We start from the raw sequence: 24987 nt of genomic DNA on the forward strand, positions 1-24987 counted from the left end.
ACTAGGGCTTCACACACCAGACACCACACAGGGAGAGACCGACATGAGCACGACCGGCAAGCAGCTTTTCACCACGCTGGAGAGCAATGGCACGCTCACGGTGGCGATCGAGGATGTGAGTTTTCCTGATCCGACGGGGAACAAGGTTCTGGTGAAGATGGAGGCGGCACCGATCAATCCGTCGGATCTCGCCATCCTGACCAGTGCGGCGGACCTGGAGAACGCGGAATATTCGCCCGGCAAGTTCGTCGCCACCATGCCAGAGCCGTTCAACACCGGATCGAAGGCCCGTCACGGGCTGAAGCTGCCCGCCGGCAATGAGGGCGCGGGGACGGTCGTTGCGGTGGGTGACAGCGATGCGGCGAAGGCGCTGATGGGGCAGCGGGTCGCCTGTGTTCCGGGCAATGCCTACAGCCAGTACTGCCTCGCCGATGCCGCCATGTGCCTGCCGCTCGGCGATCACACGTCGGAGGACGGGGCAAGCGCCTTCGTCAATCCGATGACCGCGCTGGGCTTCGTCGAGAATGCGAAGATGGACAGGCAGAACGCGATGCTGCACACGGTTGGCGCCTCCAACCTGGGTCTGATGCTGACCCGCATCTGCCAGGAAGACGGCCTGGGGCTTGTCAATATCGTGCGCAAGGACGACCAGGTCGCGTTGCTGAAGAAGCTCGGGTCCACACATGTCGTCAATTCCTCGGATGACGATTTCACGCAGCAGTTGCGGTCTGCCATCGACGAGACAGACGCCTTCTACGGCTTCGATCCCATCGGCGGCGGGAAGATGGTCGACACGGTCTTCAAGGCGATGGAACAGGTCGCCGTCGGCAAGATGAAGGAATACTCGCGCTACGGCTCCAACCAGCAGAAGCGCATGTTCATCTATGGCCGCTTGAATGTCGGTCAGACGACACTGTCACCGAGCTACGGCTTCGGCTGGACCCTGTCCGGCTGGCTGCTGTTCCCGTTCCTGCAGATGGCCGGAATGGAGACCATGGGCCGGATGCGCCAGCGCGTGCTCGACACCCTGACCACCACCTTTGCCAGCAGCTACAAGAGGAAGGTCAATCTCGAGGAAATGCTGACCAAGGAAGCGGTGACCGACTATCGCACGATGAAGACGGGCGAGAAGTACCTCGTCACGCCCTGGAGCTGAGGGCGCACTGAACTGCCCCTGATACGATTCATCAGGTGATGGACCGCACCGGCCCGCTCCCCCACCCGGCCACCCATAAGGATACTCCCGTGGGTGGCCGGGTGGGGGAGCGGGCCGGTGCCGCGATCAGACAGGCGAACGCCCTACACCCGCTTCTGCTGGAAGAAGCGGCGCAGCAGTTCGGCCGAGCGGTCGGCATCGATGCCGGGGTAGATCTCCGGCGCATGGTGGCAGGTGGGCTGCTGGAAGAAGCGGACGCCGCTTTCCACCGCGCCGCCCTTCGGATCGCTGGCACCGTAATAGAGGCGGCGGATGCGGGCGTGGCTGATGGCGGCGGCGCACATGGTGCAGGGTTCCAGGGTGACGTAGAGGTCGCAGTTGGTCAGGCGCGGTGTGCCCATGGCCATGCCGGCCTGCCTCAGGGCCAGGATCTCCGCATGGCCACAGGGGTCGTGGCGGGAGTTGGTCATGTTGCCGCTGCGCGCGATGATGCGCTGCGTCGGTGCATGCACCACGACACAGCCCACCGGCACTTCACTGCGGTTCAGCGCCCCGCCCGCCGCATCAAGCGCCTGGGACATGGGACTCGGTTTCTCGAAATCCATCATCAGACTATTCCAGCAAACTCCTAACCAATTGCTGACAGCTTGCCCCCGTCCGCAGGGAGTGCCAAGACTGAGGCCGAGCATATCTGTACAGCCCCTTCTGCCGAGGCCCCGCCATGAACCAGGTCACCCCCGTCCCGACTGCCCTCGATCTCGCCCGCGACCTGATCCGCTGTTCCTCCGTGACGCCGGAGGATGCCGGAGTGCTGGCGGTGCTGGAACGGGCACTGACGGCACTGGGGTTCACCTGCCACCGCATGACCTTCTCCGACGTGGACACGCCGGATGTGGAGAACCTCTACGCCCGCATCGGCACGGGCAAGCCGACCTTCTGCTTCGCCGGACATGTGGACGTGGTGCCGGTGGGCGACAACGCGGCCTGGACCCGCGACCCGTTCGGGGCGGAGATCGTTGACGGGCAGCTCTTCGGGCGCGGCGCCACGGACATGAAGAGCGCCATCGCCTGCATGGTGGAGGCCTCCGCGCGGGTGATCGGTGACGGGCTGGACGGCTCCATTGCCTTCCTGATCACCGGTGACGAGGAAGGCCCGGCAATCAACGGCACGGTGAAGGTGCTGGACTGGATGAAACAGCAGGGGGAAACCATCGACGCCTGCCTGGTGGGGGAGCCGACGAACCCGAACACACTGGGCGAGATGGCGAAGATCGGGCGGCGCGGATCCTTCTCCGGCCATCTGGTGGTCTCCGGCACACAGGGCCACGTCGCCTATCCGCACCTGGCCGACAATCCCGTGCCCCGGCTGGTGGCTATGCTGGACCGCATCGCCAAGCTGGAACTGGATGAGGGCAACGAACATTTCCAGCCCTCCAATCTGGAGATCACCACCGTCGATGTGGCCAACACAGCCTCCAACGTCATTCCCGCCCGTGGGGAGGCGCGGTTCAACGTCCGCTACAACACGCTGCAGGACGCGGCGGGGCTGGAACGGATGGTGCGCGACGCCTGCGACGCGGTCGGCGGACCGTACAGCCTGACCGTGCGCAATTCAGGCGACCCGTTCCTGACCGCGCCTGGACCGCTGACCGAGATCCTCTCCGGTGCCATCCAGGCCGAACTGGGGGTCACGCCGGACCTGTCCACCACCGGCGGCACCTCTGACGCCCGCTTCATCAAGGATGCCTGCCCGGTGGTCGAATTCGGCCTGGTCAGCCAGACCATGCACAAGGTCGACGAGCGTGCCGGGATCGACGACATCGCCCATCTGACCAACATCTACGAGCGGGTGCTGCGCGGCTTCTTCGGCTGAGACAGCGCGGCGTCCATCCGTGTTTCAGCGGCACCCTGGGTGCCCGGATCAAGTCCGGGCACGGCGTGGTTGGGGGTGGGGCTGTCGGTTTACCCTCTCCACCTCCCACGATGCTCGCGGACCTGATCCGCGAGCCCAGTCTCCGACGCCTGCGCGGCACTCCTGGGTGCCCGGATCAAGTCCGGGCACGGTGTGGTTGGGGGCGGATCAGCCCTCCCCCAGTACCTCGACGACCGATTCCTTCAGGGCACCGATCACCTGATCGCATTCGGCGGCGGTGATGCAGAACGGCGGCGAGATGCCGATGATGTCGCTCTCCGGCATGGCGCGGGAAATGACGCCGCGGCGCATCAGGGCCTGGTGCACCTTCACGCCGATGGTATCCGCAGCATCGAAGAAGGTCGGGCCGTGATAGCGGTCCTTGACCAGTTCGACACCCAGCAGCAGCCCCTCCCCGCGAATGTCACCGACGTGGCCATGCTCGCCGAGCGCATCGATCAGGCCCTGCTTCAGGTAGGCACCCATTTCCGCGGCATTGGTGATCAGGTCCAGTTCGTCCAGCAGCTTCAGGTTGGCGACTCCGGCGGCGGCACCGATGGGGTGCGCGGCATAGGTCCAGCCGTGGCCGAAGGCACCGAACCTGTCGGTACCGTCGGCAAGTCCCTGCCAGACCTGCTCCGAAACGATGGAGCCGGACAGGGGCGCGTAGGCAGACGTCAGCCCCTTGGCGATGGTGATGATGTCGGGCTGCATGCCGAAATGCTCGGATCCGAACATGGTCCCCAAGCGCCCGAACCCGGTCACGACCTCGTCCGCGATCAGCAGGATGTCGTAGCGTTTCAGAACCGTCTGGATCGCCTCCCAGTACCCCTCCGGCGGCGGCACCATGCCACCGGTCGCCAGCGCCGGTTCGCCGATGAAGGCGGCCACTGTTTCAGGCCCCTCCGCCAGGATCATTTCCTCCAGCTTCGCGGCGCAGTGATTGCTGAATTCCTGCTCCGTCATGCCGCGATCCTCACGGCGGTAGTAGTAGGGAGCCTCGGTATGTTTCACCGCGTCGAAGGGCAGGTCGAACTGGCGGTGGAACAGGTGCAGGCCGGTCAGCGAGCCGGTCATCAGGCCGGAACCGTGATAGCCGCGCCAGCGGGAGATGATCTTCTTCTTCTCCGGTCGCCCGAGTGCGTTGTTGTAGTACCAGACCAGCTTGATGTTGGTCTCGTTGGCGTCCGAACCGCCCAGACCGAAGAACACCCGGCTCATGTTGGCGGGCGCGCGGTCGATGACCATCCGCGCCAGGGTGATCGAGGCCTCCGTGCCGTGGCCGGCATAGGCGTGGTAGTACGCAAGTTCCTTCGCCTGCGCGGCGATGGCGTCCGCGACCTCCGTGTGGCCATAGCCGATGTTGACGCAATAGAGCCCGGCGAATGCGTCCAGCAACGTGTTGCCGTTGCGATCGGTGATGTTGACGCCCTTCGCCCCCGTCACGATGCGGTTCGGAATGTCGCCGCGCGCGAACTGGGCCAGATGTGTGGACGGATGGAAGAATGTCTCCCGGTCCCAGGCGTCGAGATGGTCGTTCTTCAGCATGGTGCCCCCAATGGGTCAGGTGAATTTCGGTGCGGCAGTGCCAGTAACGGTGACTGTAACGTTGACAATGACCGTCAGCGCGAACCGCCGTCGATGCGGATGATGGCCGCAGTGGTGTATCCCGCATGGTCGGAGGCGAGATAGAGCGCCGCAGAGACCACTTCCTCCGGCTGGCCACCGCGTTCCAGCGCGATGGACGTCCGCGCCCGTTCCTCGAACGCCTTCATGTCCCAGGCGTTGGAAATGTCGGTCAGGAACGGCCCCGGCATGATGCAGTTGACCCGCACGGTCGGCCCCAGCGCGTCGGCAAAGGCCTCCGTCATCGCGTTCAGCCCGGCCTTGGCGGCGGAATAGGTGATGACGTTGGCGCGGGGCCTGACGGCGGCACCGCTGGAGACATTGATGATCGAACCACCACCGTCGGCGATCATCCGCTCCCCGATGGCCGCAGAGAGCCGGAACGGCCCCTTCAGGTTGACGTCCAGCACCTTGTCGTAGAGCGCCTCCGAAATGTCGACCGGTCGGTCATACAGCGGTGACATGCCGGCATTGTTGATCAGCACGTCGATGCGGCCATGGGCGGCGTAGGCTGCCTCCACCAGGGCATCGCACTGCTCCCAGTGTCCGACGTGGCAGGCATGCGCGGAACATTCGACACCCAGCGCCCGCACCTCCTCCGCCGTCTTCTCGCAGGATTCAATCTTCCGCCCGGCAATGGCGACATTGGCCCCTGCGGCGGCGAAGCCCAGCGCCATGGCACGGCCCAGTCCCCGGCTGCCGCCGGTGATCAGGACCGTCTTGCCGGTCATGTCTATGATGTGATGTGCGGTCATGCCAGTACCCCCTCGATAGCTGCCCCGGTGCGCAGGACCCGCCCCTCGCCGAACGGATGGCCGATCACGGCCAGCCCGACCGGCATGCCATCGCTGAATCCACAGGGCAGGCTGAGGCCGCACAGGCCCAGATAGTTGATCCGCCGGGTCGCGATGGAACTCAGCAGTGCCTGACGCCCGTGGGCAACCGTGTCATTCTCCACCAGCGCAATCGGCGGCGCGACGACCGGCACCGAATGCATCAGCACGGCATCGAACCCGGCGGTCGCCGTGACATAGGCCCGTTGCAGGTCCATGAAGCGGCGACGCATGGTTTCCGCATCCACGGCACTGCCCTTGCGCCCTTCCCTGATGCGCTCCAGAATCGGCGGATAGAGTGCGCCGGGATTGGCATCGATGGCCTCGTGCCACAGTGCCCAGCCCTCCAGCGTTACCGGATTGCCATGCAGGCTGACCATCTCGTCAACGGCATCGAAGGCATCCAGCCGACGGGTCACGACCTCGGCACCGGCTTCACGACAGCGCTCGACCGCCGCTTCCACGGCGGCCTTCACACCGGGCTGCACGACATCGTCATCATGTCCGATGGCGTGCAGCAGGCGCATGCCCTTCAGGGATACGCCATTCAGGTCGGCCGGGCGGGTTGCCGAAAGGATCGCGCTGATGTGGTTGGCATCGGCCACGTCCTGCGTCAGGGGACCAAGTGAATCCAGCGATGGTGCCAGCAGCATCACCCCTTCCAGCGGGATCAGGCCCCAGGTCGTCTTCAGGCCGACAATGCCGTTGAACGCCGCCGGAATGCGCACGGAGCCGCCGGTGTCGGAGCCGATGCCCGCAGGGGCCAGCCCGAGAGCCACCGACACCCCTGCCCCGGCTGAACTGCCCCCCGGCACACGCGGGTCGCCGGCCGGGCTGTGGGCATTGGCCGGGGTGCCGGTCCAGGGATTCACTCCCAGACCCGAATAGGCCAGGTCCGGCAGGTTGGTCTTGCCCAGACAGATCATGCCGGCAGCCGTCGCCCGCTGCAGCGCCAGCGCGTCCCGGTCCGGCAGCCGCCCCTGATAGAGCCGACAGGCCCCCTCCGTCGGGAAACCACCGGTATCCACCAGGTCCTTCCAGGAGATCGGGACCCCGTCCAGGGGCGAACGCAGCGTGCCGTCGCGATGACGCTGTCGCGCCGCCATGGCCTCCGCCAATGCCCGCTCCCGCGTCGTGCGGACATAGATCCTGTGATCCCTGTCGACGGCATCGATGCGCGTCAGGAAATGTTCGGTGACGACAACAGGATCGAGTTCCCCCGACCGTATGCCTGCGCCCAGTTCCAGGGCGCTCTTCTCATGTATCTGCTTGCTCATGATCCACACGGTACGGACTGGCGGGCACGATGCAACCGACAGGATCAGATTCCTGCCTTGCCAATACGGATCCCGGCGTCATCTCAAGTGGATGAGACACATTCCCCAGGGAGGAAACAGCATGAAGATCAGGCGCGCACTCATCGTCGGTGCCGGACCGGGTATCAGCACCAGTTTCGCCAGGAAGCTGGCCGCACGGGGCGTGAAACTCGCGCTGGCCAGCCGTTCGGTCGACAAGCTGTCGGAGATCGCTGCGGAAACCGGTGCGATCACGATTCCCTGCGATGCAAGTCAGGCCGGGTCCGTCGAGGCGGCCTTCGCGACCGTGGACAGTGAACTGGGTGGCGTGGACCTGGTGCTGTTCAACGCCAGCATGGCGTCGCGCGGTCCCCTGCTGGAGCAGGACCCGGCGCAGGTGGAACAGGCGCTGCGCATCACCTGTTTCGGCGGCTTTCTGGTTGCGCAGGCGGCGGTTCGGCGCATGGCGGAGCAAGGCCACGGCAAACTGTTCTTCACCGGCGCGTCGGCAAGTGTGAAGGGCTATCCCCGTTCCGCGCCCTTCGCCATGGGCAAGTTCGGCCTGCGCGGTCTGGCGCAGTCAGTGGCGCGGGAGTTCGGCCCTGCCGGCATCCATGTCGCGCATTTCGTCATAGACGGCGGTGTCCGCTCCGACACCCGCCCCGGCCGCCAGGACACGGCCGAGAATCCGGACGCCCTGCTGGACCCGGATGCGATCGCGGACACCTACATCGCCACGATGGACCAGCCGCGCAATGCATGGTCTCTGGAAGTGGAACTGAGGCCCTGGGTGGAAAAGTTCTGAGCGGCTGAAGCGGCCGCAGTTCGCTGCGCCGCCGTCATCCGACGGAACGGTCTATGTGCGCACGCGCCTGGCCGGAAGCAGGATGGAGACAGCTGTTCCGCGATTCACTGCGCTTTCCAGCCGAAGCTCCCCGTCATGAGCCTCGACCATGGCCTTGACGATGGCCAGGCCCAGGCCGGTTCCCGGTTCAGCCACGTAGAGTTCCTGACCGGCCTGCCCGAACGGTTCCAGTGCGGTCGCCAGCTTTTCTTCCGGGATGCCGATACCGTTGTCCGACACACTGAGTGTCGGCATCGGTGCATTCAGATTCAGATTGATGATGATGCGGCCGCCATCGGGCGTGAACTTGATGGAATTGGACAGCAGGTTCAGCAGGATCTGCTTGAACGCGCGACGGTCCACGATCATGAGGCTGGTGTCGTTGATTTCCACCGCGACGTTCAGTCTGGCTGATCGGATCTGCTCGCGGACGATCTGGACGCACTCGTCGGCCAGTTCGCGGATGTTCACCGGCTCGGGGTGATATTCCATCTGACCGGCTTCGACCTTCGACAGGTCGAGAATGTCATTGATCAGCGTCAGGAGGTGCTGACCGCTGTGGTAGATGTCGGACACATAGGGAACATATCTGTCGTTGCCTACCGGCCCCATGATCTCGTCGCGCATCAGCTCCGAAAAGCCGATGATCGCATTCAGCGGCGTCCGCAATTCATGACTCATGTGAGCCAGGAACTGGCTCTTCGCGGCATTGGCGTGTTCCGCCTGCTCCTTCGCTGCGCGCATCGCCATTTCGCTGCGACGCAGGCGCTGTTCGGTGATGAACTGCGCATAGGCATATCGGATCGAACGCTCCAGCACGCGCGACGACAGATCCTTCTTGTCGATGTAATCGACCGCACCCGCTTCCAGCGCCGTCAGATCGATCGTCGGATCCACGCTGCCTGTCAGAAGGATCAGAGGCACCTGCGCATCACTGGCCCGGATGCTGCGGATCAGGTCCAGGCCGGAAATGTCATTGATATGGTAGTCGATCAGGGCAATGTCGTGATCGCCCTTGCGAACCGCTTCCACTGCCTCCTCGACCGAATCCGTGTGGGAAACCCTATAGCGGCGACTCGATGCCTTCAGCAGTCGCTCCACAAGCACGTAGTCCTCATAGTCGTCATCAACCATCAGCACCCTGACAGGACGTTCCTTCTTCACGTCACGGTCCTGAGGCAGCCTGACAACATTGCTCGTGTAGGACGGCAAGTGAACCACTCCGATTCTTTGTCTTCGAGTGCCTGTTATTTCACATCAGAAGTAAACAGCATGTAAACCGGATCACACTCAGTCGATGCTCCTGGCCGCAGGTCGGTGCAGCAGTCAGGCTGCCGGCAAGACACAGGTTGTTGACCAGTAACAGTCCATGTTCCGGATCACCCGCACCAGATCGTCGAAGGATCGAGGCTTGGTGATGTATGAGTTTGCACCCAGATCATAGCAACTCAAGACGTCGCTGCGCGCCTGCGATGTCGTCATCACGATGGACGGAATGTGCCGGAAGTCCTCGTTCTTCTGCAACCGGGCGAGAAGATTTCGCCCATCCATCCCCGGCATGTTCAGGTCAAGAACGAGAAGGTCGACATTGGCGGCCATGCCCTGACCCTGGAACCGCCCCTGTCCATTGAGCAGATCAAGCATCTCCTGCCCGTCATCGACAAAAGTCGGCTCAAGGTCAGCTCCGGATTTCAGGATGGCACGTTCCAGAAGAATCCGGTCAACCGGATCGTCTTCGGCCCATATGACTCTCGGCATGGCTGGTGTTCCTTCTTGGCAGCTTATGGTGCCATGGCGGTGGGCCCTGCGCAAACGTCATGCATCCGGATCGAGCCCCCGAATCCGGGTCCCGGAATCATCCGATTCCGATGGGATTAACAGCTTCAGCACGAAATGCGCCCCGGCCGACTCACTGGCAGCAGTTCCGCTGTCCAGCCAGACCGTTCCACCAAGGCCGGCCACAAGCTTGCGGACGATGGCCAGCCCCATACCCGTACCCTTGATGCCGGCATTTCCCGCCAGTCGCTTGAAGGGTTCGAAGATGATCTCGGAGTGGGCAGCATCAATGCCGGATCCATTGTCCACAACACTGACACACACGTGATCCCGGGACGTCGCCCCTGCCTGCACGTGGATTTCCAGCGGCCGTTCCGGATCGCGGTACTTGATGGAATTGCCAATCAGGTTCTGAAAGACCCTGACCAGATCACCATGCCGCCCCCGCACCATCGGAAGATCTCCGACAGTCAGCCTGGCATCCGACTCGGTAATGGGGACGAGCAGATTGTCCACTGCTTCGGACACGGCTTCGTTCAGATCAATGTCAATCAGGGCTTCGTCGGAGCGACCTGCCCTCGAGAACTGGAGCAGGTCATCGATCAGGCCTTCCATCCGATCGGCACCATCGGTCATGTACCCAAGGAACGTCCTCGCCTCGTCCGGCAGGGAATCCGCATAGTCTGCGGTCAGTATCTCGCCAAAGGACTGGATCTTCCGCAGCGGCTCCCGCAGGTCGTGGCTCGCAATGAAGGCGAACTGTTCCAGGTCCCTGTTCGACCTGGCCAGTTCGGCTTCGCGCTGTTTCAGTTCGCTGACGTCCTGACGGATGCTGATGAAGCCCCCATCGTCCATGGGATAGTCACGACCGACGAGCCAGACACCGCCGGGGAGCGAGAGCAGAAACGGTACATCTTCTCCCCGACGCTGCTGACGCCGCATCTCGATCCAGGCATCGACGTCCGTTTCGCCTTCCGGCAAATTGAGGGTACCCGCGTCCAGGTTCGCCCGAATGATCATTTCCCAGGACATGCCCGGGCGCAGGTTCGGAACTGCTGACACAAGCCGGGCGTATTTCCCGTTGAAGTGAACCAGTCGCTCGTCTGAGTCGAAAATGGCGATCGCATCCGTGATGGCCCTGATCGCGTCGGCAAGCTGGCGCTGACTCTCGAGGCTCCTGGCCTCCGCGCTGCGAATTTCCGTGAGATCACGCAAGGAGCCGGCGGTTCCCGCGAACACGCCGTCCTGATCGAAGATCGGGTTGATCGATACTTCCACCTGGCGCTCGGTACCGTCCCTGGACGTGCGCATGCTCCGCAGGTTGCGGAACTTCTCGCCGCGCCTGAGCCGTCTGAGCCGTTCATCCCTGACAGCCACCGGGTCACCACTCGGCAGCTCCCGCACGTACATCTGGCGTGCCTCGTCGGCGGCAATGCCGTAGATCGCCTCCGCCGCCCGGTTCCAGATCGTGATCCGGCCGTCCGCATCCGTGCCGATCACGCCCTCCGCCGCGGCATCCAGAAATGCCTCGAGTTCTCTCGTCCGGTTCTCCGCACGGCGACGCAGTTCCAGTTGCTCGCTGACATCACGGAGCATGACCGCCGCCCCCGCGAACGATCCGTCGTTCAGGATCGGAACCCCGTCAAGTTCGGCAATGATAGGCCGACCATCGTTCGTGTGGCGGCGGAACGGCATGCCGTGAATATGCTCCCCAGCGGCCAGGCGAGCGTTGATTGCGGCGTTCTCTTCCCTGTACTCCGCACGGCCCAACTGGTGATTTCTGGCAAACTCTTCTTCCGTCATCCCCAGAATCTCGAGAAGTCTCGCGTTCCACAGAATGAAGTTGCCCTGCAAGTCAGCCAGCAGAACCCCGTCAGGCGCATTCTCGATGATCGTCCGGTAGAGTCGGAGATCGAATTCGGCGCGTCGCCGTTCCTCCATCAGTACGGCAACCAGTTGACCGATACCGATCGTGAAGATCAGCAGGACCTGTATTTCCCTGATCGCGGTTCCGATGTCTCCGTCAACCGACAGGTAGATCGGACCAATGGCATTCACCGTGGTCCAGGCGGCACCCACCGCGACCACGGTACCCGCCGCACCGACCGCAGCGATACCGACCCGGGACGCCAGCAGGATCATCAGAGGTGGCATCAGGAACAGCAGCAGTTCCGATTCCGCAAGGATCGCAGCCAGGCCGACGCCGACCAGACCAGCGAGACAGAGTCCGAAATACCGAAGGTGAGCCGCCAGGCGCTTCCCCGCATCCAGTGAGATCAGGGCTGGGGCAAGAATGAAGTTTCCGACGGCATCGGAGAGAATCCAGTGCTCCAGCACGTCCGTGAATGGCGCGCCGTAGGCAAGATGGATCACAAGCGCACCGATTACGCCCCCGACGGTCGGGCCGACAAGGATCACGACAAGAGCAAACTTCAGGATGCCCAGGCCATCTTCGATCTCGCGGGCCTGCCAGCCGATCAGCCCCAGGCCGATGATGACCGCCAGCACGCCTGCCATGTTGGCGACCGTCAGACCCAGCGCCACCGGAAACGGGTCGCCATGGATCAGGTTCGCGACAAGTATAGCGACACCGGAAACGATGAGCACCAGCACCTGTCGCCACTGATCCTGCCAGCGCAGCATCAATCCGATTGTCACGCCGGAGGCAAGCCAGACAGAGGCCACATTCCCCGCACTGCGGGTCAGTTCGATACCCAGCAGCGCCGCAAGAAAAATGGCAACTGCCGATATCAACAGCGCCCGCCAGACCGGCGGAACGGCGACTCTCATGTCAGTTTCAGACACCAGGAACCCAGACCTCGACTGAATGCAAGGGGATGGTCCCGCCAAACGGAACCAGCGTCAAACGGGATCAGATAAGGCACTCATCCTAACATCTTCCTAACCGGGAACGGCCCTGGCCGGGGCGCGCACGGGTGCTCAACCGGGTATCGCCTCCCGCGCCAACTGGTCCGCCCTCTCGTTCCCGGCGTCCCCCGCGTGGCCCTTGACCCAGTGCCAGCGGACCCGGTGGCGGCTGTTGGCCGCATCCAGTTCCTGCCAGAGGTCGGCATTCTTCACCGGCTTCTTCGCAGCGGTCTTCCAGCCGCGCGCCTTCCAGCCCCGGATCCAGTCGGTGATGCCGTCCATCACGTATCGGCTGTCCGTGTGCAGAAGCACATCGCAGGGGCGTTTCAGCGCGTTCAGTGACTCTATGGCCGCGCGCAGTTCCATGCGGTTGTTCGTGGTCTGCGCCTCGCCCCCGGACAGTTCCTTCTCGCGATCCCCGAACCGCAGAACCGCGCCCCAGCCACCGGGACCCGGATTGCCGGAACAGGCGCCATCAGTCCAGATCTCGACCTCCATCCTCAGAAATCCAGCCCATAGGCGCGCGTGTCCGCAACACCACGGTGAAACTTCAGCCTGTGCCAGTATTCCAGGGGATCCTTGCGGGTCACGAATGCTCCTTCGGGTGTGTGCAGCCAGTCATAGAGGCGCGTGGCGAGGAATCGCAACGCCGCACCGCGCGCCAGCAGCGGCAGGGCGTCGAACTCCGCCCGGGAAATCGGGCGGCGGTTGCGATAGGCCTGCAGCATTGCCCGCGCATGGGTGATGTTGAATGCCCCGTCGCGTTCGAAACACCAGGCATTCAGGCAGATGGCAAGGTCGTAGAGCAGGATGTCGTTGCAGGCGAAATAGAAGTCTATGACCCCGCTGAGTTCATCGCCCATGAAGAAGACATTGTCGGGAAACAGGTCGGCATGGATGACGCCTGTCGGCAGATCGCGCGGCCAGTCGGTCCTGAGCGCCGCCATTTCCCGCCAGAGTTCCCCTGACAGGCCGGGCAAGACGCTGTCCGCGCCGGATTCCGATTGTCCGATCAGGGTCGACCAGCCATCCAGCGACAGGGCATTCGGGCGGCGCAGGGGGAAATCGCCAGCGGCGAGATGCAGTTGCGCCAGCGCATCCCCGATGGCAGCCAGATGGGCAGGCCGGGGTTTGCGTGGCCAGCGCCCCTGCAGGAAGCTGACAATGGCCGCCGGGCGATCTGCCGCAGTGACCAGTGTCTCCCCGGCCCGCGTGCGCACAGGTTTCGGACAGGGGAAACCGCGTTCGGACAGATGGTCGAGCAATCCAAGGAAGAACGGCAGGTCAGCCGGATCGACCCGCTTTTCATAGAGCGTGAGGATGTAGCGGTCCCGGTCCGTCAGCAGCATGAAGTTGGAGTTCTCGACCCCCTCCGCAATGCCCGTACAGGCAATCGCCTGACCTATGTCATAGAACCCCAGCAGACGATCCAGCTCGTCATCGGCAATGTCGGTATAGACGGCCAATTCGAATGATCAGTCGACCAGGACACGCGGCAGCTTGAAGGAGATGCCTTCTTCCGCGCCCTCGACGTTCACGATCTCGACAGCATGGCGGGTACGAAACGCCTCGATCAGTTCCTGCACCAGTACTTCGGGCGCAGACGCACCGGCTGTAATGCCGACGGTACGCGCGTCCCCGATCACGTTCCAGTCCAGATCGGCAGCGCGTTCCACCAGCATGGAGACGCGGCAGCCTGCCCGCTCCGCAACTTCCACCAGGCGCTTGGAGTTCGATGAGGTCGGCGCACCCACGACAAGCAGCACTTCGCACTGGCTGGCCATTTCCTTCACGGCGAGCTGCCGGTTGGTCGTGGCATAGCAGATGTCTTCCTTGCGCGGCTTTCGCATGGTGGGAAAGCGCCGGGTCAGGGTCGACATGATCGCCGCAGTGTCATCGACCGACAGTGTGGTCTGGGTGATCACACCCAGATTCTCCGGGTCGGCCACCTGCACGTTCTCGGCCTGGCCCTCGTCCTCGACCAGGGTGATCGCACCGGCGGGCAACTGCCCCATGGTGCCGACGACCTCCGGATGTCCGGCATGACCGATCATGATGATGTGATGACCGGCGCGGTGATGCTTCTCCGCCTCCATGTGCACCTTCGATACCAGCGGACAGGTGGCATCCAGGTAGACCAGGTTGCGGCGCTGCGCCTCCTCGGGCACCCATTTCGGAACACCGTGCGCGGAAAAGATGACCGTCGCGTCCTCCGGCACATCGTCGAGCTCATCCACGAAGATGGCCCCGCGCTGGCGCAGGCCTTCGACAACAAAGCGGTTATGCACGATCTCGTGGCGGACGAAGACCGGGGCACCGAACTTCTCCAGCGTCCGCTCGACGATCTGGATGGCGCGCTCGACCCCCGCACAGAACCCCCGCGGATTGGCCAGAAAGATCCGGATCGGTCTCGGACTCGGCGCGTTCATGAGTTGGCTCCGCTGGCATCGGGACAGGCAGGTGTCGCAGCTTGTGGACTTGTCCCCCCTCATCTACATTGCGGCCCGGCGGGCGACAAGCGCATCGCCGTTCAACTTCATCCTCTCGCCAGGACAATCCACACCATGACCGAGCCGACGATTGCTCAGAAGTCCCCTTTCGCCGTCGAAACCGAAGCCGGGAAGAACTATTTCTGGTGTTCGTGCGGTGAGAGCTCCAGGCAGCCGTTCTGCGACGGTTCCCACAAGGGCAGCTCATTCGTGCCCACGAAGTTCACGGCGGAGAAGGACGGGAAGGTGTTCTTCTGTGGCTGCAAGATGTCAAAGCGCGGCGCGCTCTGCGACGGCACCCACAACAAGATTTGAGGCGACCCTACGTGCGTTTTCTTGCTCCCCTCGCGACTTCGCTTGCTCTTGCTCTCGCCGCCTGTGGCGGTGTCGGAACGGCGGCTGATGGAACCTGCCCGCGTATCGGCGTGCTGCAGGATGCGGCGAACTATCCGCTGAAGGATTCTGCCGGCAGTATCCGCGCCCTGGCGCGCCTGAGCGTCGATCGCGCGACGCCCTGCACCTACAACAAGTCCAATACGGCGCAGACGGGCTTCAGCACGATGCGGACGGTGCTGAATGTTCGTGCCGGTGCGGCGCGGGCCGAAACCGCCAGCATGAGCAGCATCGAAGTGCCCATAATCGTTGCCACGGTTTCGCCCGATGGCCTGCTGACCGGACGCCACAAGCTGACGATGGATGTTCCCTTCACCACCGGTGGTACCGGCAATGCCGAGGAGCAGGTCGAGGTCGTGATCAGCTACAAGGGCGCAGGCGAGGCCGATCAGCATCGTATCGTGGTGGCTTTCGATCTTGATCGCGATGAAGTGCTGCTGAACAGGAGCCGCGTCGGACGCTGAGGACCGACCGCTCTCCATCGCACATCTTCTTTCTCAAGAATGCACGATAATCACCTGATCTTTCGATCAAATTAACGCTCTAGCGCCCGCGACGGACTGCTTCGGGCATGCCGCTGAGCCTGCCCTGCATCAGGTCACAGCCATTGAGCCGGAACAGTCGCGCTTCTGCCTCCGTTTCGACGCCTTCGGCAACGGTCGAGACAAACAGACTGCGGGCCAGTCGCGGGATTCCCTCGCAGACAGCCCTGCTGGACGGGGAATGCGCCGCGTCGCGCACAAGGCTTCTGTCGATCTTCAACCGATCAATCGGCAGACGGGCCAGCTGCAGGACCGACATGTCTCCGGTTCCGAAGTCGTCGAGTGCCACACGCGCGCCCAGCCGATGGATGCCGTCGATGATCCACAGGGTCCGATCAGGGTCGGCGGCCACGGCCTTCTCGGATATGTCGAATTCCAGGGTTCCCGGGGCAATGCCACTCCCGGCAATCAACCGTTCCAGCCGCTCCAGCGCACCGGGGCGAGCCATCTGGCGATCTGCAAGATTGATCCCGACAAATGGCATGGGATCACGGTCGTCCCGTTCGGCGAATGCCGATTGTGCCTCGGCAGCACGCAGCATCGCCAGGCGCGTGACATCCCAGATCAGATCGCTTCCCATCGCAACGGAGACGACTTCCTCGGCGGAGATGTCTTTGCCATGACGATCCCGGAGCCGAATCAGAATTTCCAGGCCTTCGACCTTCCCGCGGTCCATGCTGACAATCGGCTGGGAGGCAAAACCAATCCTGCCATCGATGACGGCGGCCTCGGTCAGGGACCGGATACCGGCGCGCCGGGCCAGGATCGCGTTTGTCGGGTCATCGAAGAATGCGACCCGGTTGCGCCCCGCCTTCTTGGCATTGAGCAGGGCATGATCGGCCCGACGGACGATATTGTCGAAATCGCGGCTGCCGGCACTGCTGTAATAGACGCCGAGGCTGCCCGTCGTATTTGTCGTCCAGTCGTCGATCGTGAAGGGTTCGGCAATGCTCGCCCGAATGCGTTCCGCCAGAATCGAGGCGTCGGTGGCGCTCGCCAGCCCCTCGCAGATGATCGCGAATTGGTCGCCGCCCCATCTGGCGACGACATCGGCTTCCCGACAACAGCTTCTCAGCCGGTTGCTGACCTCGACCAGCACGCGGTCCCCGGCATCCTTGCCGAGACCGTCGTTGATCGACCTGAAATGATCCATGTCGAGCAGGATGACCGCAAAGGCGTTGCCTGATCGCCGGTTGGTCGCCACGACCCGTTCAAGCTCCCGATCAAACGCGACGCGATTGCGCAAGCCAGTAAGCGCGTCAGTGGTCGTCTGTCTGGAAAGTGCCTGCTCCTTGCGCTTCTGGCGCAGGCCGTACTGGATGGCACGGGTCAGCAGCGTGGCATTGACATCACGCTTGACCAGATAGTCGACGGCACCCGCACCACGGGCTGCCTGATCCAGTTCCTCGTCGCTCATTCCGGTCAGCAGGATGACGGGACCACCGTAGCCGCTCTCGACAATCCGGCGCACGAAATCAACACCATTGTCGCGACCCAGCCTGTAATCGACCAGGCAGACATCGGGATTGGACTTCTGGAGAGCGGCAAACCCGCTTTCGGCGCTCTCGGCCCACTCCAGGCGATAATCCTTGCGCGCCCTGGACGAGAGCATCGCCTCGGTCAGCAGGAAATCCTCATAGTCGTCATCGATATAGAGGATCTCGATGGGATCCTTGCCACTGAACTCCCGCTGCTCCATTCCAGTGCCCTGACATCGGTTCCGTGAAATGACATGGAGCTCAAGCGCCCCGCAATTCTCAGACTTCGCTCGCAACACCTGGCCCGTTCTTCCGGGCTCTCTAGGCTGGACCCCATCCGCTTCCCAGGTTCCTTCAGGAAAAGCGCTACGCGGGTCCATCCACTTGAAATTCGAGGTGCCATTGCGGCACGCCTGCGGCGTCGGGATTATCGACGATCAGGTCATCCAACAGGCAATTATCATGGCAAATATTGGCCTAGCAACCGCCGAAGAGTGGATCAAGTGCCGGACCGATGCAACCGGCAATTATTCGTTCCACCAATTCGCCCCTGCGGCTTGCACACGATCTGTCCGGACAGCAGACTCTGCCCGGATTCCATGAGGGGGGAGAGCAATTGGGCTGGAAAGATCACATTCAAGAGCATGAGCGGCGCATCGCCAAGGCCAGGGCAATGGGGTCGCCAAAGCGACTAGCCGAACGTGCCGAGGCGGGAATTCTGAATGCGCGCCAGCGGATCGAGGCGCTGCTGGATCCCGACAGTTTCCACGAGACCGGCCTGTTCGCGGTTTCCCGCCGGCCCGGCATGGAAGACAAGAGCCCGGCGGATGGCGTCGTGGACGGATACGGTCGGATTGACGGGCGGGAGGTCGTCGTCTGCGCCCAGGATTTCACGACGCTGGGCTCATCGAGTGCGATCAACAACAGCAACAAGTCGATGAAGATGTGGCGGACCGCCGAGAAGAACGGTGTTCCGTTTGTCTATCTCTCGGAATGCTCCGGTGCCCGCATTCCCGACATCATGGGGGCGGTCGGCATGGGCAGTGTCGGCGAAGGCTTCATCTTCAGCCGTCGCAGGCTGGTTCCCTGGGCCGACGCGGTACTGGGCATGTCGTTCGGCGGCGGAACCTGGGTGGCTTCCGTTTCCGACTTCGTGGTGATGCGCAAGGGCGCGGTCATGGCAGTGACCAGTCCGCGGGTGAACACCGTTGCCATTTCCGAACAGATCGACCCGGAGGAAATGGGCGGCTGGCGTGTGCAGACCGAGATCACGGGCAAGGCCGACCTGGCCGTCGACAGTGACGAAGAGGCCCTGCAGGCGATCCGTGACTATCTTTCGTACCTCCCCTCCAACTGCGAGGAGCTGCCGCCACTGGCAGATGTTCCCGCCGGCTCCGGCGATGACGCCAACCGTATCCTGGACCTGGTTCCGGAGGAGCGCCGACGCACCTACGATGTCCGCAAGGTCATCAACCTGATCGTCGATCGCGACAGCATGTTCCCGATCAAGGAACGCTTCGGACGTTCGCTGGTCACCTGCTTCGCGCGCATCCAGGGCCGCACGGTCGGCATCATCGCCAACAATCCGATGTTCAAGGGCGGGGCGCTGGACGTCGATTCCTGCGACAAGGCCACCAGCTTCATCGCGAGCTGTGACAGCTTCAACGTGCCCATCATCTTCCTGGCCGATGTCCCGGGATTCCTGATCGGTGTCGAAGGCGAGCACAAGAAGGTGCCCGGAAAGATCATGAACTTCATGCAGGCCCTGGAACTTGCCACGGTCCCGGTCCTGTCGGTGGTCATGCGCAAGTCCTACGGGCAGGCCTACATCAACATGGGCGGCGGGCGGTCGAGCGAGATGGCGTGCTGGTTCACCGCGGACATCAGCTTTGTCGACCCGGCTGTCGCAGCCTCCATCGTGACCGGCCTCGACCCGAAGGCGGAGCCGGAACGCTTCGCCGCCGCCGTGGACGAATATTCGCTTGGCTGCTCCCCCTACGACCTGGCGGGGCAGTATCTGGCCCATGACGTCATAGACCCGCGCGACACCCGACAATGGCTCGCCCGGATGCTGGAGGCACATCAGCCCCGACGCACCGGCGGATTAGGCGCACATCATATGCAGAGCTGGCCGTTCACTTATTGACGAAGCCGCATTAGGCTCCGCGCCATCCATTCGGACACGTGCAATTTGGGGAGACAGGGCACATGGCGGAAATCGAGATCAAGTCGGAGATCGCAGGCAAGGTCTGGCTGATCGAGGCCGAGGTCGGTCAGGCGGTCGAGGAAGAGGATGCCGTGATCATCCTGGAATCCATGAAGATGGAGATTCCGGTAGTGGCACCTGTCTCCGGCAAGATTACGGAGATACTGGTGGAGAAGGACGAGGCCGTGGCGGAAGGCCAGACGGTCGCCCGCATGGAAGGCTGATAAGCTTCGGATGATCAGGCCGTTTCGGCGGGAAACCCGCATCGGCATCATTGATGGCTTCGAGGTCGGACCGGAGGACGCGCCGCAACTGCTGATGCTGCACGCCTCCGGCACCGGCGCGGCGAGCCTGATCCGGCTGGCGGAGATTGCGGCCGCACGGGGCTGGTGCGCCGTCCTGCCCAACCTGGACGGCTATGGTGCCACTTCTGTGACCGGGCCGGATGCCATGGCGCGCCACATGGTCGTGGCAAACCACTTCCTGGAACAGGCGGTGTCGCCCCTGCCCGTCTTCGGACACTCCATGGGCGGGTTCGTGACCTTGCGGCTGGCTGCCGAAGGCGTGCCCATGCGGCGGATCACGGTCTTCGAACCGGTGGCAATCGGTGTCCTGCGCGAGCATGCGGAAGACGCAGAGGTACTGTCCCAGGATACCCGCGCGGTTTCCCGCATCGCCCCCCTGATGGCCGAAGGGCGTGCTGAGGAGGCGGTACGCGACTTCATATCCCTGTGGAACGGCGACAGATGGGATGACCTGCCGGAGAAGGCACGACAGAGCATTGTCGCCATGGCACCGCAGATCAACGCGGATACGGCGAATGTCAGCTTCGATGCGCACTTCGCGTCTCACTACGCGGCAATCAGGGTACCTGTGACCCTTGTCGGCAGCGAGAAGGGTCCGCCGCCCGCCGCACGTATTCTGGATCGGCTGGTGGATGCACTGCCGCAGGCCCGGCGCGTAACGATCGCCTGCGCAGGACACATGGGTCCATTGCAGATGCCGGAGCGCTTTGGAGACGTACTGCCACTGGATTGAATCCCGCGCAGCGCCTACCATTCCCGGACTGCTCTGGGGAGGACAGCCAAATGGATCTCAGCCTGACCGAAGAAGATGTGGCCTTTCGCGACGAGGTGCGCGGCTGGATCGCGGAGAACCTGACTGACGAGATGCGCGACGGCGCACGTCTGACAACGGGGCCCTTCAGCGATTTCGAGATCGGCATGAAGTGGTTCCGGACCCTTGCCTCCCGGGGCTGGTCAGCAGCGACCTGGCCGCCGGAGTTCGGCGGTCCGGGCTGGTCGCCGCTGCAGCTCTACATCTTCAATGCCGAGTGCGCCGCCGCCGGAACGCCGGTCCCGCTGGTCATGGGTGTCCAGATGGTCGGGCCGGTGCTGATGCACTTCGGCACGCCGAAGCAGCAGGAATATTACCTGCCCCGCATCCTGTCGGGAGAGGACGTCTGGTGCCAGGGTTACTCGGAACCCGGTTCCGGGTCGGATCTGGCATCGCTCAAGACCCGTGCAGTGCGCGACGGTGATGACTACATCATCAATGGTTCGAAGATCTGGACCACCTTCGCCCAGCATGCCAATCGCATGTTCTGTCTCGTACGGACCAGCACCGAAGGCAAGGCGCAGGAGGGTATTTCCTTCATCCTGATCGACGACTTCAAGGCGCCGGGAATCACGGTCGATCCGATCATCACCATGGCCGGTGACCACGAGGTCAATCAGGTCTTCTTCGAGGATGTGCGGGTTCCGGCCAGCAATCTTGTCGGGCGGGAGAATGATGGCTGGACGGTCGCGAAGTACCTGCTGGAGTTCGAGCGTGGCGGCAACAGCTACAGTCCCGGTCTGCACGCCTCGCTGGCCCACCTGAAGGCCGTCGCCCAGGCGGAGCGTGACGGCGATGGATCACGGCTGATCGACGACATGACCTTCCGCACGCGGATCGCCGAGGCCGAATGCGATACGCTGGCGCTGGAGCATGTGGAAAAGCAGGCGCTCTGTGCGCTGGCGGAGGGACGGACACCCGGTGCCGCATCCTCCATGATGAAGGTCCGGGGCTCCGAAATCCTGCAGCGCGCGGCGGAACTGACGACAGAAGCCGTCGCCTATCACGCCTGGCCGGACCAGAAGGCTGCCCGCACCGTGGGGACAAATATCAGCGCCGTGGGGCCGGAACATGCGCTCACCGCCCTGCCCCGTCATCTGAACCACAGGGCCGCGACCATCTATGCCGGTTCCAACGAGATCCAGCGCAATATCATCGCCAAACTGGTTCTGGGCCTTTAGACGCTTGATACACTTGGGTATTGTGCACGACGAACTGGTTCATTAACCAGTTGTTGAAACCCTGAGTTTATATTTCGGGCAGTCAGGGACGTGCGTAGTCGACAGTTCAGGTGATGTACAGTGCAGGAATTGGGCGCCCACATAGATCTACTGTGGATACTGATCTGCACCGTGCTGGTGCTGCTCATGCAACCCGGCTTCGCCTGTCTGGAGATCGGGCTGGTACGGGCCAAGAACACGATCAACGTGGCCATGAAGAACATCGCCGACTTCTGTCTGGCGGTGATGCTGTTCTGGCTGGCCGGTTATGGCCTCATGTTCGGTGCCAGCGAGATCGGTCTGTTCGGCACCAGCGCCTTCCTGTTCGATCCGGGGGCAGGCAGCAAGCCTGTCGCCCAGGAGATCGCCTTCTTCTTCTTTCAGGTCGCATTCTGTGGTGCCGCGACAACCATCGTCTCCGGCGCGGTGGCGGAACGGATGAGCTTCCGTGGCTATTTCATGATCGCCGGGCTTGTCAGCGTTCTGATCTATCCCCTGTTCGGCCACTGGGCCTGGGGTGGCCTGAACCTGGCGCAGGCCGGTTGGCTGGAAGCCCTGGGTTTCGTGGATTTTGCCGGGTCAACCGTGGTCCACAGCATCGGGGGCTGGGTGGCGCTTGCAGCAATCATTGTCATCGGGCCGCGCCATGGTCGCTTCGGCGAGAACGGGCGTCCCATCGAACCCCACAATCCCTCCACCGCGATCCTTGGCATCTTCCTGCTCTGGATCGGCTGGTTCGGTTTCAATGGCGGCAGTGAGCTTGCGCTGAACGGCAATGTTCCGGTCATCCTGCTGAACACGATGCTTGCCGGCGTTTCGGGCAGCCTTGCGGTTCTGGGATACACCTGGTTGCGCGAAGGTCGCCCCGCAGCGGTACCGGCCGCGACCGGTGCCATATCCGGGCTTGTGGCAATCACCGCCAGCGCCCATGCCACGACCGGGCCGTCAGCAATCCTGATCGGCGCCATCGGTGGTCTGGTCGGGATCGGTGGCGCATGGCTGCTGGCGCGTCTGAAGATCGATGATGTGGTGAATGCCGTTCCCTCGCATCTGTTCGCGGGCATCTGGGGAACACTCGCCGTCGCCCTGCTGGGAGATCTCGAACGATTGGGCACCGGCCTCGATCGCCTGGATCAGCTTGGCGTGCAGGCACTGGGTGTCGTTTGCGCCGGACTTGTCAGTTTCGGGATTGCCTGGCCTCTGCTGCTGCTGGTCAACCGCTTCCTGCCCCTTCGCGTCTCCCGCGCGCACGAGGACGTGGGGCTGAACACGTCGGAGCATGGCGCCAGCACATCGCTGGTCGATCTGGTGTCCGCAATGGAGGTTCATCGCAAGACCGGGGATTTCAGCCGCCCGGTCCATGTCGAGCCCTTCACGGAAGCAGGCGAGATCGCCTCCCAATACAACCTCGTCCTGGGCAAGTTCTCCAACGAAGTCGCGGGCCACGAAAGGACCAGCTCCCGGCTTCGCGAGGCACTCACCCAGGCGGAACTGGCCAACTCCTCGAAATCGCAGTTCCTTGCCAACATGAGTCACGAACTGCGGACGCCCCTGAACGCCATCATCGGCTTCTCCGACATCATTCGCACCGAGATGTTCGGCCCGATGCAGAATGACCGCTACCGCGACTACGCCGATGACATCAACAGCGCCAGCCAGCACCTGCTGTCGCTGATCAATGACATCCTTGACCTGTCAAAGATCGAAGCAAACAAGTTCGACCTGATCGATACGGAGGTTGATCTGACAGAGATCGCCCAATCCTGTCAGCGCATGCTCAGTTCGAACGCCCGCGACAGCAAGGTCGACCTGTTGATACGCGTGCAGCCCGACCTGCCGATCCTGCGTGCCGACGAACGGGCGGTCAGCCAGATCATGCTGAACCTGCTGACCAACGGCATCAAGTTCACGCCCGAGAACGGGACAGTCTCTCTGACCATCGAGGTGGAAGCGGACGGACGCATCGCGGCAACCGTTCGGGATACCGGCATCGGCATCTCGAAGGCCAACATCAATCGCGCCTTCGAACCCTTCACCCAGATCGCCAGCGACAGCCTGATCTACTCCGCCGAAGGCACCGGACTGGGCCTGCCCCTGACGGCGGCGCTGACCAAGCTGCATGACGCCAGCCTGGTGATCAAATCAGATGAAGGCGTGGGCACGATCATCACAGTGCGCTTCCCCCTCAGCCGGGTGATCCACCCGCAGGTGCGACTCAGCGCCTGATCCGCGCCCCGGGTTCCGGATCGTCAGCCGCGAATTCCGGAAACCCAGTCAGCGATCGCGCCACCGATCTCGTCAGGTGAATCTTCCTGGATGAAGTGGCTGCCCTTCACAGTGACCTCCGTCTGGTTCTTCCAGCCCCGGCAGTAGTCACGGACCGCGCCGGTCAGGATCGCCCCCGGCGTCGCGTTCACGAACAGCTTCGGCATCTCGTTCTCGGCCATCCAGTCCGAATAGTCCTGCACGATGGCGACAACATCAGCCGGTTCGCCCGAAATCGGGATCTGGCGCGGCCAGGTCAGTGTGGGGCGGCGGTCCTCCCCGGCCTCGGCAAAGGGACGGCGATAGACGGCCATCTCCGCATCGGTCAGGCCGCGCAGCACGGAGCCGGGCAACACCCTCTCCACGAAGATGTTCTTCTCCAGCACCATCTTCTCCCCGGCGGGGGAGCGGAAGCCTTCGAACACGGGGCGTGAGGCTTCGTTCCATTCGTCCCAAAGCACCGGTCGCACGATGCCTTCCATGTAGGCGATGCCCTGCATCGCCTCCCGATGCCGGTTGGCCCAGTCGAACCCCAGCGCCGATCCCCAGTCATGGATGACGAAGATCGCGTTCCGCGTGACTCCCAGCGCCTCAAGCAAGCCGTCGAGATACTGGCGGTGCTCGACGAAGCGGTACCGGTCCGGACCGGAGTCCGGCAGCTTCTCGGAATCCCCCATGCCGATCAGGTCCGGCGCGATGCAGCGCCCCAGGCCCTTCGCATGCGGCATCACGTTGCGCCAGAGGTAGGAGGAGGTCGGATTGCCGTGCAGGAAGACGATGGGATCACCCTCCCCCATCTCGACGTAACTCATCTTGCGACCAAGTACCTCGACCGACTTCTTCGGATGCTCTTCCGCTGAAATTGCCATCTCACGTCCTCCCCAATGTCATGCGACAGAATTGGGGCAGGCCGTGTGGTGGTCAAGTGGACGGGCACGAAATGCGCCAGACCGCCCGTCTGTCGCTTC

Annotated in this window: 22 protein-coding genes; 10 read left to right on the forward strand and 12 right to left on the reverse strand. The window is 63.1% G+C overall.

Going from position 1 to position 24987, the window contains the following annotated elements; genetic code table 11:
* The first annotated feature begins 43 nt into the window (after positions 1-43).
* Positions 44-1156, forward strand: coding sequence for a zinc-binding dehydrogenase (locus tag QGV54_RS09915; RefSeq protein WP_281016996.1), 1113 nt, complete (start codon positions 44-46; stop codon positions 1154-1156).
* Positions 1157-1299: 143 nt separating this feature from the next.
* On the opposite strand, the gene QGV54_RS09920 is transcribed toward QGV54_RS09915, so the two are convergent.
* Complete coding sequence (locus QGV54_RS09920) at positions 1300-1737, reverse strand: nucleoside deaminase (RefSeq protein ID WP_348637705.1); 438 nt, start codon at positions 1735-1737, stop codon at positions 1300-1302.
* 140 nt (positions 1738-1877) lie between these two features.
* On the opposite strand from QGV54_RS09920, the gene dapE reads away from it, so the two are divergent.
* Positions 1878-3029: a succinyl-diaminopimelate desuccinylase gene (gene dapE / locus QGV54_RS09925; RefSeq protein ID WP_281016994.1), complete on the forward strand. Its 1152-nt coding sequence runs from the start codon at positions 1878-1880 to the stop codon at positions 3027-3029.
* 207 nt (positions 3030-3236) lie between these two features.
* Here the strand turns inward: dapE and QGV54_RS09930 are convergent, their stop codons facing one another.
* The 3 genes from QGV54_RS09930 to QGV54_RS09940 form a co-directional block, all read right to left on the reverse strand.
* Complete coding sequence (locus QGV54_RS09930; protein WP_281016993.1) at positions 3237-4616, reverse strand: aminotransferase; 1380 nt, start codon at positions 4614-4616, stop codon at positions 3237-3239.
* Between the two features lie 74 nt (positions 4617-4690).
* The gene (locus QGV54_RS09935; protein WP_281016992.1) at positions 4691-5449 is read right to left on the reverse strand and encodes a glucose 1-dehydrogenase; all 759 of its coding nucleotides are present in this window, start codon (positions 5447-5449) and stop codon (positions 4691-4693) included.
* A complete protein-coding gene (locus QGV54_RS09940; RefSeq protein ID WP_281016991.1) occupies positions 5446-6804 on the reverse strand; it encodes an amidase family protein in 1359 nt (452 codons plus the stop codon). The genes QGV54_RS09935 and QGV54_RS09940 overlap by 4 nt, the downstream gene beginning before the upstream one ends.
* Before the next feature lie 121 nt (positions 6805-6925).
* Here QGV54_RS09940 and QGV54_RS09945 point away from each other — a divergent pair, with 121 nt between their 5' ends.
* A complete protein-coding gene (locus QGV54_RS09945; protein WP_281016990.1) occupies positions 6926-7627 on the forward strand; it encodes an SDR family NAD(P)-dependent oxidoreductase in 702 nt (233 codons plus the stop codon).
* 51 nt (positions 7628-7678) lie between these two features.
* On the opposite strand, the gene QGV54_RS09950 is transcribed toward QGV54_RS09945, so the two are convergent.
* The 6 genes from QGV54_RS09950 to ispH all read right to left on the reverse strand — a co-directional run bounded on the left by QGV54_RS09950 (position 7679) and on the right by ispH (position 14739).
* A complete protein-coding gene (locus QGV54_RS09950; RefSeq protein WP_281016989.1) occupies positions 7679-8830 on the reverse strand; it encodes an ATP-binding protein in 1152 nt (383 codons plus the stop codon).
* Between the two features lie 162 nt (positions 8831-8992).
* Positions 8993-9478 (reverse strand): response regulator, encoded by a 486-nt coding sequence (locus tag QGV54_RS09955; RefSeq protein WP_281019891.1) that lies wholly within the window; start codon positions 9476-9478, stop codon positions 8993-8995.
* 3 nt (positions 9479-9481) lie between these two features.
* Complete coding sequence (locus QGV54_RS09960) at positions 9482-12232, reverse strand: PAS domain S-box protein (protein ID WP_281016988.1); 2751 nt, start codon at positions 12230-12232, stop codon at positions 9482-9484.
* Between the two features lie 150 nt (positions 12233-12382).
* Positions 12383-12814, reverse strand: a complete 432-nt coding sequence (gene rnhA, locus QGV54_RS09965) for a ribonuclease HI (RefSeq protein ID WP_348637704.1) — start codon at positions 12812-12814, stop codon at positions 12383-12385.
* Positions 12811-13776 (reverse strand): homoserine kinase, encoded by a 966-nt coding sequence (locus tag QGV54_RS09970; protein ID WP_281016986.1) that lies wholly within the window; start codon positions 13774-13776, stop codon positions 12811-12813. The genes rnhA and QGV54_RS09970 overlap by 4 nt, the downstream gene beginning before the upstream one ends.
* A gap of 9 nt (positions 13777-13785) precedes the next feature.
* Entirely contained in the window at positions 13786-14739 is a 954-nt protein-coding gene (gene ispH, locus QGV54_RS09975) for a 4-hydroxy-3-methylbut-2-enyl diphosphate reductase (protein WP_281016985.1), read from the reverse strand.
* A 135-nt stretch (positions 14740-14874) separates the two neighbouring features.
* Between ispH and QGV54_RS09980 the strand changes: the two genes are divergently transcribed.
* Both QGV54_RS09980 and QGV54_RS09985 read left to right on the forward strand, forming a co-directional pair.
* Positions 14875-15114: a CDGSH iron-sulfur domain-containing protein gene (locus tag QGV54_RS09980; RefSeq protein ID WP_281016984.1), complete on the forward strand. Its 240-nt coding sequence runs from the start codon at positions 14875-14877 to the stop codon at positions 15112-15114.
* 11 nt (positions 15115-15125) lie between these two features.
* On the forward strand, positions 15126-15656 hold the full coding sequence (locus QGV54_RS09985; RefSeq protein ID WP_281016983.1) for a hypothetical protein: 531 nt from the start codon (positions 15126-15128) through the stop codon (positions 15654-15656).
* A gap of 79 nt (positions 15657-15735) precedes the next feature.
* Here the strand turns inward: QGV54_RS09985 and QGV54_RS09990 are convergent, their stop codons facing one another.
* Positions 15736-17433, reverse strand: a complete 1698-nt coding sequence (locus tag QGV54_RS09990; RefSeq protein ID WP_281019892.1) for a GGDEF domain-containing response regulator — start codon at positions 17431-17433, stop codon at positions 15736-15738.
* Positions 17434-17828: 395 nt separating this feature from the next.
* On the opposite strand from QGV54_RS09990, the gene QGV54_RS09995 reads away from it, so the two are divergent.
* The 5 genes from QGV54_RS09995 (at position 17829) to amt (ending at position 23980) form a co-directional block, all read left to right on the forward strand.
* Entirely contained in the window at positions 17829-19358 is a 1530-nt protein-coding gene (locus QGV54_RS09995) for a carboxyl transferase domain-containing protein (protein WP_281016981.1), read from the forward strand.
* Positions 19359-19420: 62 nt separating this feature from the next.
* Complete coding sequence (locus QGV54_RS10000) at positions 19421-19642, forward strand: acetyl-CoA carboxylase biotin carboxyl carrier protein subunit (RefSeq protein ID WP_281016980.1); 222 nt, start codon at positions 19421-19423, stop codon at positions 19640-19642.
* 10 nt (positions 19643-19652) lie between these two features.
* Positions 19653-20456: an alpha/beta hydrolase gene (locus tag QGV54_RS10005; RefSeq protein WP_281016979.1), complete on the forward strand. Its 804-nt coding sequence runs from the start codon at positions 19653-19655 to the stop codon at positions 20454-20456.
* A 50-nt stretch (positions 20457-20506) separates the two neighbouring features.
* A complete protein-coding gene (locus QGV54_RS10010; RefSeq protein WP_281016978.1) occupies positions 20507-21715 on the forward strand; it encodes an acyl-CoA dehydrogenase family protein in 1209 nt (402 codons plus the stop codon).
* A 171-nt stretch (positions 21716-21886) separates the two neighbouring features.
* Positions 21887-23980 carry an ammonium transporter gene (gene amt / locus QGV54_RS10015; protein ID WP_348638751.1) on the forward strand — a complete coding sequence of 698 codons (2094 nt, stop codon included), beginning with the start codon at positions 21887-21889 and terminating at the stop codon, positions 23978-23980.
* A gap of 23 nt (positions 23981-24003) precedes the next feature.
* Here amt and QGV54_RS10020 read toward each other — a convergent pair whose 3' ends face one another.
* On the reverse strand, positions 24004-24888 hold the full coding sequence (locus QGV54_RS10020; RefSeq protein WP_281016976.1) for a haloalkane dehalogenase: 885 nt from the start codon (positions 24886-24888) through the stop codon (positions 24004-24006).
* Between the last annotated feature and the right edge of the window lie 99 nt (positions 24889-24987).

The organism is Minwuia sp. IMCC3060 (genome assembly GCF_029909435.1).
In the GTDB taxonomy this organism is placed as follows: domain Bacteria; phylum Pseudomonadota; class Alphaproteobacteria; order Minwuiales; family Minwuiaceae; genus Minwuia.